At 39.3% G+C, this 12,830-nt stretch carries 8 protein-coding genes; all 8 read left to right on the top strand.

Going from position 1 to position 12,830, the window contains the following annotated elements:
- The first annotated feature begins 2 nt into the window (after positions 1 to 2).
- Entirely contained in the window at positions 3 to 752 is a 750-nt protein-coding gene (locus FDF36_RS15335; protein ID WP_220391925.1) for a hypothetical protein, read from the top strand.
- Positions 753 to 846: 94 nt separating this feature from the next.
- Positions 847 to 1,974: a sensor protein KdpD gene (locus FDF36_RS15330; protein WP_220391924.1), complete on the top strand. Its 1,128-nt coding sequence runs from the start codon at positions 847 to 849 to the stop codon at positions 1,972 to 1,974.
- Positions 1,975 to 2,000: 26 nt separating this feature from the next.
- Positions 2,001 to 3,440 carry a sensor histidine kinase gene (locus FDF36_RS15325; RefSeq protein ID WP_005810680.1) on the top strand — a complete coding sequence of 480 codons (1,440 nt, stop codon included), beginning with the start codon at positions 2,001 to 2,003 and terminating at the stop codon, positions 3,438 to 3,440.
- 163 nt (positions 3,441 to 3,603) lie between these two features.
- The gene (locus tag FDF36_RS15320) at positions 3,604 to 4,167 is read left to right on the top strand and encodes an RNA polymerase sigma-70 factor (protein ID WP_022011483.1); all 564 of its coding nucleotides are present in this window, start codon (positions 3,604 to 3,606) and stop codon (positions 4,165 to 4,167) included.
- Between the two features lie 53 nt (positions 4,168 to 4,220).
- Positions 4,221 to 5,231, top strand: a complete 1,011-nt coding sequence (locus tag FDF36_RS15315; RefSeq protein WP_005810675.1) for a FecR family protein — start codon at positions 4,221 to 4,223, stop codon at positions 5,229 to 5,231.
- Between the two features lie 116 nt (positions 5,232 to 5,347).
- Entirely contained in the window at positions 5,348 to 8,755 is a 3,408-nt protein-coding gene (locus tag FDF36_RS15310) for a TonB-dependent receptor (RefSeq protein WP_220391923.1), read from the top strand.
- A 30-nt stretch (positions 8,756 to 8,785) separates the two neighbouring features.
- Positions 8,786 to 10,252 (top strand): RagB/SusD family nutrient uptake outer membrane protein, encoded by a 1,467-nt coding sequence (locus FDF36_RS15305; protein WP_220391922.1) that lies wholly within the window; start codon positions 8,786 to 8,788, stop codon positions 10,250 to 10,252.
- Between the two features lie 26 nt (positions 10,253 to 10,278).
- Positions 10,279 to 12,663, top strand: coding sequence for a hypothetical protein (locus FDF36_RS15300; protein ID WP_409013162.1), 2,385 nt, complete (start codon positions 10,279 to 10,281; stop codon positions 12,661 to 12,663).
- The last annotated feature ends 167 nt before the right edge of the window (positions 12,664 to 12,830 follow it).

The following is a 12,830-nucleotide window of genomic DNA, read 5'->3' as shown; positions in this document are numbered from 1 at the left end:
ATATGAGAAATATTATAAATAAAAACACGATTTTAACATCACTGGCACTTGTGACTATGTGTTGTTGGGGAGGCATAAATGCAAATGCTCAACAGTTCAATATTCAGGGCGATCTGGTAAGTTCTTACATCTGGCGTGGAATGTATCAGACAGGGGCCAGCATTCAGCCGACCCTGAGTTTCAGTACCGGAGGTTTTTCGCTGACAGCATGGGGATCTACAGATTTTGACGGGACTTCCGCTTCGGCCGGAGCTGCTGCCAAAGAGATAGATCTGACTGCTGCTTATACTTTAGGCAATTCCGGATTGACTTTTTCAGTTGCAGATTTATGGTGGGCAGGACAGGGAGCACGTAAATACTTTAATTTTAAAAGTCATGAAACCGCTCACCATTTTGAAGCAGGACTTACTTATGCCATCCAGTCTGAAAAGTTTCCTTTATCTATAGCATGGTATACCATGTTTGCCGGACAAGATAAGAATGCGGAAGGCAAACAGAATTACTCGTCTTATCTCGAGTTCAATTATCCTTTCTGTGTAAAGATGGTAGATCTGAACGCAACTTGCGGTATTGTCCCTTATGCGGCTCCTCAGTACAATTGTGATGGATTCGCTGTGACCAATGTTGCTTTGAAAGGAACTACCCGGATTAGATTCAATGATACGTTTGCTTTGCCTATATTTGCACAGGTTGTTTGGAATCCTCGTATGGAAGATGCACATTTGGTGTTTGGTATCACTTTAAAACCGTGAAATCAGATATAACTTAAAAACTCATGAAGTTGTTAGCCGGCCCGTAGCAGTAGTGATACTGTTACGGGTTATGCAGTATAAAAAATGAATAAATATGGATAGAGAAGAGAGTGTACAGCATTTCCTCGATTTGATCAAGAGATCACGTCGTGGTAAGTTCAAGGTTTACATCGGTATGATTGCCGGTGTAGGCAAGTCTTACCGGATGCTTCAGGAAGCACATGATTTGATTGATAGTGGAGTAGATGTCCGGATAGGATATATTGAAACACATGGGCGTGCCGGGACGGAAGCTGTATTGGAAGGCTTGCCGGTTATTCCGCGTAGGAAACTGTTTTATAAAGGGAAAGAGCTTGAGGAAATGGACTTGGAGGCAATTATCCGTATTCATCCCGAAATTGTGATAGTGGACGAACTGGCACATACCAATGTGGAGGGAAGTCTAAATGAGAAACGTTGGCAGGATGTGATGACATTGCTCGATGAAGGCATTAATGTGATTTCGGCAGTCAATATCCAGCACATTGAGAGTGTGAACGAAGAAGTGCAGGATATAGCAGGCATTGAAGTTCGGGAACGTATTCCCGATAGCGTACTGCAAGAGGCTGACGAGGTTGTGAATATTGATCTCACAGCCGAAGAACTGATTACCAGGCTTAAAGCGGGGAAGATATATAAACCGGAGAAGATTCAGACCGCACTCAATAACTTTTTTAAGACTGAAAACATTTTGCAACTCCGTGAATTAGCCTTGAAAGAGGTCGCATTGCGAGTAGAGAAGAAAGTGGAAAATGAAGTTGTGATGAGTATTGGTCTTGGGGTTCGTCATGAAAAATTTATGGCTTGCATCAGTAGTCAGGAAAAGGCTCCCCGACGTATTATACGGAAAGCAGCCCGTCTGGCTACCCGATACAACACCTCGTTTGTTGCACTCTATGTACAGACTCCCAGAGAGAGCATGGAGCGTATCGATCTGGCCAGTCAGCGTCATTTGTTGAATCATTTCAAACTGGTGACAGAGTTGGGGGGAGAAGTGGTGCAGGTGCAGTCGAGAGATGTATTGCAGAGCATTGTACAGGTTTGCAAAGAGAAACAAATATCCACTGTTTGTATGGGTTCCCCTTTCCTCCGATTGCCCGGCGCTGTGTGCGGAATATTGAAATATCGCAGATTTTTAAATAATCTGGCACAAGCGAACGTAGATTTGATTATACTTGCATAAAAAATGATTTAGTTTCATTATCGATTATGAATATAAAAACCAAATTACTTTTCGGCATCGGAATATTGGCCGGAATGATCATTTTACTGGTAACACTTTCAGTGGTTAATCTTCAGATTTTGACGGCTACGGAACCCGACAGTCCGGTTGCTATGCCTGCTCTGGAACGTGCTCTTTTATGGATTTCCATAACGGGTGGTATTTGTATCTTGACGGGGTTGGTTCTGCTTATTTGGCTACCCCGCTCCATTAATAGACCGGTAAAGGAACTGACTCGTGGAATTCTGGAAATAGCCAATCATAATTATGAAAAGAGATTGGATATGAAGGGGTATGAAGAATTCAGGGAGGTTTCCGATAGTTTTAATCGTATGGCAGAGAAACTGACAGAATATCGTGATAGTACGTTAGCTGATATTCTTTCTGCAAAAAAATTTCTTGAGGCTGTAGTCAATAGTATCCATGAACCGATTATCGGGCTGAATACCGAACGGGAAATTCTTTTTATTAATAATGAAGCACTGAATGTGCTCAATATGAAGCGTGAGAATGTGATTAGACACTCGGCTGAGGAACTTTCTTTGAAGAATGATCTGCTGCGCAGACTGATACGTGAACTGGTGACTCCCGGCGAAAAGAATGAACCCTTGAAAATCTATGCGGATAATAAAGAAAGTTATTTCCAGGCTTCTTATATCCCGATTGAGAATGCAGAGGCAGAAAAAGGAGAAGCCCGTAATTTGGGAGACGTCATTTTGCTGAAAAATATCACAGAATTTAAGGAACTCGATTCGGCAAAAACAACCTTCATTTCCACTATTTCTCACGAACTGAAGACCCCCATTTCTGCCATTATGATGAGCCTTCAGCTATTGGAGGACAAGAGGGTAGGAGTTCTGAATGGAGAACAAGAACAGCTGTCAAAGAATATAAAGGATAACAGCCAACGTTTGCTTGATATTACCGGAGAATTACTGAATATGACTCAGGTGGAAGCCGGTAAACTTCAGATGATGCCGAAAATTACAAAACCTATCGAACTGATTGAATATGCCATTAAGGCCAATCAGGTACAGGCCGATAAATTCAATATACAGATAGAAGTGGAGTACCCTGAAGAGAAGATACCTAAGTTATTTGTGGATAGTGAAAAGATAGCTTGGGTGCTTACTAATCTTTTGAGCAATGCAATCCGCTATTCTAAAGAGAATGGACGGGTGGTGATTGGTGCACGGCGTGAAGAAGAGTATATCGAACTCTATGTCCAGGACTTTGGGAAGGGTATTGATCCGCGATATCACCAAAGTATTTTTGATCGTTATTTCCGTGTGCCGGGCACCAAGGTGCAGGGGAGTGGTTTAGGATTGTCTATCTCAAAAGACTTTGTAGAAGCACATGGAGGTACGTTGACCGTGCAGAGCGAATTGGGTAAGGGGAGCTGCTTCGTGATGAGACTGAAGGCTTGATGATGATTGTAAATGACAGAGGTGAACTTGTGGCTCTGTAGGGCATTTTCCGGAAAAAACAACTTATAACATCTTTATATTAAGCTTTTTTTGTTATTTTTGTCAGCGTATTGATATATAATCTGATACTTGTCTAAGTTAATCTTTTAAGCGAGGTATAATAATGCATTCTGAAATCGCAGATGAAAAATTGCTGGTCGTCCAATTCTCACAAGGAAACCATATAGCGTTTAAGACATTGTTTGTGCGTTATTATCCAAAGGTGCGCTCTTTTATTATGGGATTGGTTAAATCAGAGAGTGAAACGGAAGATTTGGCACAAGAGGTTTTTCTTAAGCTGTGGACCCATCGGGAACGATTTCGTGAAGTGGAAGTCTTTGGTACTTATCTGTATGTTTTGACTAAAAATACAACTTTCAATTATTTGCGTTCCAGGCAGAATCGTCAGGATGATCAAAGGGCTGATTCAGTGGAAGAGTCTACGGATACTACACCTTACGAAGAGTTAGTTGCCAAAGATTTGCAATTATTGATTGATATGGTGGTAGAGAACATGCCTCCTCAACGGCAAACGATTTTCCGGTTAAACCGGGAGGCTGGGCTTACCAATGCAGAAATAGCGGAAAAGTTGCAGATAAGTAAAAAAACAGTTGAGAACCATCTTAACCTGGCATTGAAAGAACTGAAAAATGCTTTGTTACTCTTTATTTTTCTCTATTTATGTTAATACGGTTAGGGATAAACTCGGATTTATACGTCCTATTATAAATTACTAATAGAATGAGTTATTTAAAAAATATAATCACTTACTTTTTCCATCATCCGGCATCGGAAGAGGTGGCGGGGAGAGTGTATAAACGATTAACCGACACAAACAGCAAGCAAGAGAAAGAGGAGGCTTTGTCTGGTATTTGGGAACAGATCGGTTTCCCGGAAGGGGATGAACACGAAACATTAAGAGCGTTTGAGAAGCTGGAACAACAGATTGGAGGAAGCTCTGTGAAGTTGGAAGCGGACTCTCCGCGTTTCCGTATTCCCCGGTGGACTTGGGTTGCTGCATCTATCATCATCCCTCTATTGCTTTTATTCGGTTCTGCTTATTTATATACAGAAACTCTTACTATCAAGAATGAACTCAGTAATGTGACCTTCATCCAATACTATGTTAATAATGGGAAGAGGGAACAAATTATCTTACCCGATCAATCGAAAGTTTGGCTCAATTCCGGTTCTCTGTTGGTTTATCCATCTTCGTTCATTGGAGATGAACGTGAAGTTTATCTGGCCGGTGAAGGTTATTTCTCAGTAACGAAAAATAAAGAATGTCCTTTCATTGTGAAAACGAACTCTATTTCAATCAGTGTACTCGGTACGGAGTTCAATATAAATGCTTATCCTAATATCGATAAGGTCGTGACAACTTTGGAAGAAGGATCCATTCGTATGTTGCTGAATCGTTCCAATTCATCCTATTTACTGGAGCCTGATGATCAAATCGTTTATATCCCGTCTACTGGACATATAGAGCGAAAACGGGTAAAAGCTTCTGATTATTCTGACTGGAGAGATGGAGGTTTGTATTTTAGTAGTAGTCCGTTTAAAGAAGTGATGCAGACCTTAGAACGCGCCTATTCGGTTCAGGTACATTTACAGACTTCTATTTATCAATCCAATAATCTGACTATTCATTTTTATCCTAATGAGTCGATAGAAAATGTAATGATGCTGATCAAAGAAATGATTCCGGGACTTGAATATCAGATAGAGGGGAAAGATATTTATATCGAATAAGATTTTAAATATTAGCTTTTGTTAACATTTTATCGTTGGGTGTAGTTAAATAACAGACTGTCCTATTGTAAAAGTCGCCAAAGGACGGCTATTGTTTAACTAAAAAAAATAATATTATGAACAAAAATCGATCAATCCGAGTGGCAACCTTTTGCCTTGGTTTGATGTTGGCGGGTTCTCTGCAAGTACATGCCCAGAAAGTTACGTTTCGGGATGGAACAGTATCATTGAAACAAGCGTTTGAGAAGATCGAAGCATCTTCGAAGTATAAAATCGCTTATAATGATTCACACCTGAACGTCTCTCGTAAGGTTTCGTTAAACCAGAAAGAAACTGAAGTCCTGGAGATATTGGCAACCATCCTGAAAGATACGGGTTATACATACAAAAAGAACGGCAACTACATCGTTATTGTGCCGGTGGAGCAAAAGCCTGCTTCAAAGGTAAAGAAAGTGAAAGGAGTTGTAAAAGATGCCAGTGGCGAGGCGATTATCGGAGCAAATGTATTAGTAAAAGGTACGACAACAGGAGTAATTACCAATCTCAATGGAGATTTTGAGTTAGAAGTGCCGGATAACGCAGTATTACAGGTTACATATATTGGATATATACAGCAAGATATAACTGTAAAAGACCGGAATCAATTAACTATCTCGCTGAAGGAAGATACTAAAACTTTAGATGAAGTTGTTGTCGTAGGTTATGGTACTATGAAGAAAAAGGACCTGACCGGAGCTGTAGCATCAGTGAAGATGGATGATACTCCCTTAAGTACAATCTCTACGGTAAGTCATGCATTGGCAGGTAAAGCTGCTGGATTGCAAGTAAACACAGTTAGTGCCCAGCCGGGTGGAGGGTCAACTTTCCGTATTCGTGGAGCTGCATCTTCAACTGCTGCAGGAAATGATCCCCTGATTATTATAGACGGTTTTCCTGTGAGTGACCCGGGAAGTTTATCAACCGGACGTTATGAAGACGGAAATAAGGATAATATACTTGGCTCTATCAATCCGAATGACATTGAGTCGATAGAGGTCCTGAAAGATGCAAGCTCGACAGCCATTTATGGTGCACGTGCTGGAAATGGTGTAATTATTGTTACTACAAAACGAGGGAAAAGTGGTACGCCTAAAGTACAATATTCTGGTACGGCTTCTGTTCAGAGTATGGCTAAAACCTATGATATGTTGAGTGCATCTGACTTTATGATTCAGTCTAACCGTTATCAGAAAGAAGAATGGATGCGGATCAATAAAATTGGTATTTATGGAGGTAAATTAGAAAGTGAAGCAAGTACTCCTTACCAAGATCTTTATTCACCCAATCAGATTAGTAGTCCAGCAAATGATACTAATTGGTTTGATAAAATTACCCGTATGGGTTTTCAGACTTCTCATAATATATCGATAACCGGTGGTTCAGAAAAGACAAAATACTTGGTTTCAGGTAATTTCTTTAAGCAAAAGGGAGTTGTGAAAAAGAATGAGATGAATCGATATACATTCCGAATCAATCTGGATCAAGAGCTCAGTAAATTCATTAAGATGGGAGTGAATTTGACAATGTCCCGTAATGAGTATGATAATGTTCCGTTGGGGGCCGGACAGAATGAGAATGCTTCTATTATGGTTTCAGCTGCACAATTTAATCCTTTGTTACCAATTAAAGATGAAGATGGAGACTACGTACTTAATAGTGCAGCTTCTTTTCTTCCTAATCCAGTGTCGTTACTTGAAATTACGGATAAAAGTTTGAAAGACCGTTTGTTGGCGACTGCTTTTGTTGAGGCAGAGCCTATAAAAGCTTTAAAGTTGAAAGCAAATTTCGGTATGGATCTCAACTACATGGAACGTCAAACTTATTTGCCAAAAACTACTTTGTATGGACAAAAAGAGGGAGGAAGTGCGGCTGTGTCTCACTATGATAAGTTGGACCTTCTGATGGAATTGACAGCTTCATATAATAAAAAAATCGGTGATCATGATTTTGGGGCAATTGCCGGGTATTCTTTCCAGTCTTTTAGTGATGAATCTTTAGACGGTTCGAATAATCGTTTTCTGATTGATGGTTTCTTATATCATAATTTGGGTGCAGGTAATGCTCCTAAACCGGGTGTGGGGTCTTCTGCTTCACGTAATGAAATGGCTTCTTTCTTTGGACGTTTTAACTATTCTTTTAAAGACCGTTATCTGTTGACAGCTACATTACGTGCGGATGGTGCTTCAAATTTTACAAAGGAACATCGTTGGGGCTATTTTCCTTCAGTAGCTTTGGGTTGGCGTTTTGTTGAAGAATCTTTTATGACACCATTGAACAATGTACTATCAAATGGTAAATTTCGTGTTAGTTATGGTGAAACTGGTAATTCCAATATCGGTAACAGGGCAATCAGTTATTATCAGGTAGGTAATAACTATACGTTTGGAGATACAGAAACTGAATATAATGGAGTATATCTGAGTCAACTTGGTAATCCTGATATCAAGTGGGAGACTTCACGTGAATTGAATGTGGGTTTGGATTTAGGCTTTCTTAATGGAAAGATTAATGTAACGGCTGAGTATTTTTATAAAGTAATATCCGATTTGTTGAGTGAACGTACTTTACTTTCATATCAGGAAGTTGATAAAATAGCTGCTAATATTGGTAAAACACAAAGTTCTGGATTAGAGTTGACGATAAATACAAATAATATTAATACACGTGATTTTAGTTGGACAACGGATTTAACCTTCTCTTTCTATCGTGATAAGTGGAAAGAACGTGACTCAAGTTGGAAACCATCGGCTTATTCTATTTATCATGCGCCTTTGAGAGGTAGTTATGGATTTTTATCAGACGGATTAGTTCAGGTAGGGGAAAGTATTTCACATATGCCGGGTGCACTTCCGGGGCAGGTAAAGATTAAAGATATCGATGGCTTTATATATAATGAGGATGGCTCAATTAAAGTGGATAAGGATGGCAAACCACAGAAAAGCGGAAAGCCGGATGGTAAGCTGAATGACGCAGATAAGGTTTTCTATGGTTCGGACGATCCTGGCTATTTGTTCGGATTTAATAATACATTACGTTATAAACGATTTGACCTCAATATTTATATGTATGGTCAGTTTGATAAGGTAAATTATGGTTCGTATAAAGACTTATGGTTAACAGGTTCCAGTGGTATGACAGGAATTGTGAACATCTACCGGGGCTATAATATGCCTAAATCCGCATCGGAGGTATGGTCACATGATAATCAAGATGCTACTCGTCCCGGCTTTTTCCAGGATAGGAGTACTTGGGGGATTGGTGATTACTATAAGCAGAAAAGCTGGTTTATCCGCTGTCGCAACATAACGTTAGGATACAATCTACCAATTAAGAAGAATGTGTTGTCCAATTTGCGTGTATACGCAGATGTAAATAATCCGTTTGTTATCACTCCATATGGTGGTTTAGATCCTGAAACAGATAACTCAACTTGGGCTTATCCCAATGTGAGAAGTTATAGTATCGGTATTGATATTACATTTTAATCTATTGTGAAACATTATAATTCTGATAAAATGAGAAAATTAATATATAGCTTGGTAGCTTTTTGGATAATGGTTTCGTGTACGAATCTCGAATCAGAGATGTACAATGTAATTAATCCGAATATCTTTCCTAAAACAGAAGAAGATGCAGAAGCTTTGGTGACTTCGGCGGCATATACTCCTTTTAATTCTTATCATCTTTTTTATGTCGCATGGACCGGAGTACAGATTACCACTGACATGACAACAGATATCGGTGATTGCCAATGGAATGATTCTTATTGGCCGGATGTTCTAAATGTAAACTTTACGGCTAACTCTTCTGGGTTGAACCAATACTATAAGTATGTTCGTGATATTAGTAAAATGACATTGACGTTAGACCGTATTGCGGATATTTCAATGAATGATGAAAAGAAGGTGCAATTGAATGCTGAATTACATTGTGCTCGTGGTTGGTTGGCTTACTTGTTGTACGATTTGTATGGACCTATCCAAATTGCTTCTTTGAAAGAATTGGAAAATACTGGAACTGAAATTATTATTCCCAGGAAGACAAAAGAAGAAACGGTTTTATTTATTGAAACAGAGTTGAGAGCAGCTTTGGAGCTACCTGCGAGTTATGTGCCCAGTGACCCTAATTATGGACGTTTTACCCGAGGATTAGCATATACTGTTTTGATGAAGTTGTATATGCACGAGAAAGATTGGGATAAGGCGGAAGTTTGCGCACGTGAGTTAATGAAACCTGAATATGGCTATAAATTAGTACCACAATATAAAGACATTTTTACGTTAGAAAATGAAAAAAATGCAGAAACGATTTGGGCTTGCCAATGCGATCCTGCGGTGAATACGCAGATGTGGCTGGCACATGTTCTTTCAAGTGAGGTACCGACAACGAATCCCAATATTCAGAAATGGGGTGGCTTTCGTATGACTTGGTCATTTTATGATACATTCGAACTTATTGATAAACGTTTAGAAAAAGTGACTGCCGATTTCATCGGGCTAGATGGAGTACATTATAATAAAGAAAATAGAGGAACTGTTTTATTAAAAGGTGCTCTTCCCATTAAATATGGAGAAGATCCGATTGCTACTGGGGCTGAGAGTCAGATTGACTGGATCGTTTATCGTTATGCTGATGTTTTGACTTCGCTTTCTGAAATTATTGTTCGTAAAAATAATGCTGTTACACAAGAAGCTGTTGATTTATTGAATACCGTGCGTGAACGTGCCGGATTAAAATTATATGTATTGAGTGATTTTACAAATGTACAAGATTTCTTAGATAAGTGGCTGTTGGAACGGGGACATGAATTTTGGTTTGAAGGTCTTCGTCGTACAGACTTGATACGCCATGGTAAATACATTGAATTTGCGCGTAAGTATAAAGATTCACAAACTGCTGAAGATTATATGACTTTAATGCCATTGCCGCAATCAGTAATTAACGAGGGGAAAGGAAAGATTATTCAGAACCCCGGGTATTAATAATATAGATAATTATATACATTATGATTTATATGAAAAAACTTTTGCAGGCTCTTCTATTTGCCGGCTTTTTACCTTTATCAGCGCAAACCGTAGTGAAAAATTCCAATTGGGAATGGCATATCACTCAAGATGGTTATACAGATAAGCTAATTTTTAAAGAGAAAGGAGGTAACGATACGATTCCGTTCTTTAAAAACCAAAAAAATGATGGCCCATGTTTTTATATCAGAATGGATGGGCAAGATACACGCGGAAAGTGGATACCTGATGGTGAACAATATACTTTCCGTACGGCTATTGACGGTATAGAATGTCGTATATTGTATCATGCCTGGAACCACCAGCCAGCTATGACGGTAACTATGATCAATAACGGTAATGTCCCTTTTCAGCCTGATAGAGCTGGACTTAAACTGGGGATTGATACTTATATGGATAAATACCCCGATTGGTTTGGAAAATATTTTCCGACATTAATGCGTAACGAGAAAACACATTTTTATGGGTACTTGCAAACTCCAAAAGAGCATACATTGGCTTTGGTATCTCCTCAACCAATAGCTTCGTGGAGTGTAGATTATAATCTAGGGTATATGGATCCTAAACCATTTTGGTTTATGGGACATCGTATTGAATCACTCAATCTGGATTTAATTAATGCCCTGCCTTTACCCGAAAGGAATCCACAGAATCTGTGGCAGTTGAAACAAGGTGAATCTAAAACATGGACAATTGCTTTTGTTAATATTCGTACGTTGGATAATTTGGAAACTGCACTTAATAAAGTAGCTCGTATTCCATTGATTCAGATCGAACAAACAGCTTATAGGCCTGGAGAAGAGGCCCAGTTTGAAGTGATAGGAGAAAAACCAATAGTTAAGGTTACGGATGATAAAGGAAACCAGGTTCTTGTAACTTTGACAAAAAAGGCAGTTGGACGTTATTTGGCTAAAGTTGTACTACCTACTGTTGGCTTGTATCAGGCTACTGTGATTGATGGTGATAAGGAATCCGAGGCCGTTTTGACGGCTCATGCCACTTGGCGTTGGACCTTGGAACAAGCACGTAAAGCGACAATGAAATACCATCAGAAAGCAACCTCACATGCGGAAAGTTGGTATGGATTTTATTCAGCTTTTATTGCCAGCAAATATTTCCCTGATTCAAATATAGATGAGGCTGTGGCTAAACGGTTTGATTATCTGTACGATTTACTACATGATAAAAAGGAGGTGAAGCCATTGTATTATGATTTTCGTATTCAGAATACTTCTACTACGATTGGAATGTTAGTTGATAAGTATGAAGCTGAAGGAAAAATGGAAGATTTAGAGAAGGCTTCTTTGTTGGCTGATTGGCTGATTGACCATTGGCAGCGTGAAGATGGAGCTTATATTAACGGGCATACAGTGTACACAAGCGTTATTTATGTTGCTAAAAGTATTTTAGAGCTAACTTTAGCAGAGCAGAAACTTGCGGAGAAAGATAGTCGCTGGAAGTCGGCTGCTGAAAGACATTATAATTCAGCCAAATGTGCTATTGATCAGTTAGTTCATTCACGTGGTGACTTTCAGACTGAAGGTGAAATGACGTTTGAAGATGGTATGATTTCTTGCTCTGCTCTTCAAATCGGTATGTTAGCATTGATGCAGGAAGACGAAACACTACGAAAATATTATGCAGATGCTATGCTTGAGATTCTGAAAAGTCATTCATGTCTAACTCAACTTCGAGTTCCTGATGGGCGTCGTCGTGGGGGGACTATGCGTTATTGGGAAGCTCAATATGATGTGGAAATGCTACCTAATATGTTTAATTCTCCTCATGGTTGGAGTGGTTGGAGAGGTTATGCTACTTATTATGCTTATTTGTTGACCGGAGATGAAAAGTGGTTGAAACAGACATTCAATGCAATGGGTGCCTTTTCTAATTTGATAGACTATAAAAATGGTGATTTACGCTGGGCTTTTGTGGTAGATCCTTATGTACAAGCTGTTCAGGCGTGTAGCCATGATACGCGTTTTACAGCCGATTCGTTAAGTTTTGGTAATCCTCAGCCGCGTTTATATGATACCCGGGAATTAATTATTGGCGAACAATATGTTAATATGATTAGTGACTGGCAGACGATTAACTCTCAGGATAATGATGTGCACGAACTGTTTAAGTGTATTGGTGAGACGGTACTGACTAATGCTTTTGTGATAGAACGTCCAAATGGTGAGGTGGTTGGATATAATTGTCGTGTATCCGGAAAAGGTAATACACTGACAGTAAAGGCAGATGAAAAACAAATCGTGAATCTGCATTGTAACTTGAAACAACCGTTTTCTGTGACTTTTGGTGGCAAATCCCGCTCTTTACCCAAAGGATACTGTGATTGGGCCTTTGGGCAATCCGGTTATTAATTTTTCGATAACTTTCATTGATCCCCTATATTCATGAAACGAGATGTGTGATATGTTTCGTTTTATGAATATAGGGGATGTTTTTTGAAGAAACTGTTTTTATAAGAAACTTTGGCTTACCCGCAGGAATACGTATCTTTGCATAGAATGAAATAACACTAACAGAA

The organism is Bacteroides fragilis, assembly GCF_019583405.1.
GTDB lineage: Bacteria > Bacteroidota > Bacteroidia > Bacteroidales > Bacteroidaceae > Bacteroides > Bacteroides fragilis_B.
This window is presented reverse-complemented; position numbering and strand designations above follow the sequence as displayed.

Excerpts from the sequence above, each read along its gene's own strand:
- FDF36_RS15335 (WP_220391925.1), top strand. The coding sequence starts at position 3 with ATGAGAAATATTATAAATAAAAACACGATTTTAACATCACTGGCACTT.
- FDF36_RS15330 (WP_220391924.1), top strand. The coding sequence starts at position 847 with ATGGATAGAGAAGAGAGTGTACAGCATTTCCTCGATTTGATCAAGAGA.
- FDF36_RS15325 (WP_005810680.1), top strand. The coding sequence starts at position 2,001 with ATGAATATAAAAACCAAATTACTTTTCGGCATCGGAATATTGGCCGGA.
- FDF36_RS15320 (WP_022011483.1), top strand. The coding sequence starts at position 3,604 with ATGCATTCTGAAATCGCAGATGAAAAATTGCTGGTCGTCCAATTCTCA.
- FDF36_RS15315 (WP_005810675.1), top strand. The coding sequence starts at position 4,221 with ATGAGTTATTTAAAAAATATAATCACTTACTTTTTCCATCATCCGGCA.
- FDF36_RS15310 (WP_220391923.1), top strand. The coding sequence starts at position 5,348 with ATGAACAAAAATCGATCAATCCGAGTGGCAACCTTTTGCCTTGGTTTG.
- FDF36_RS15305 (WP_220391922.1), top strand. The coding sequence starts at position 8,786 with ATGAGAAAATTAATATATAGCTTGGTAGCTTTTTGGATAATGGTTTCG.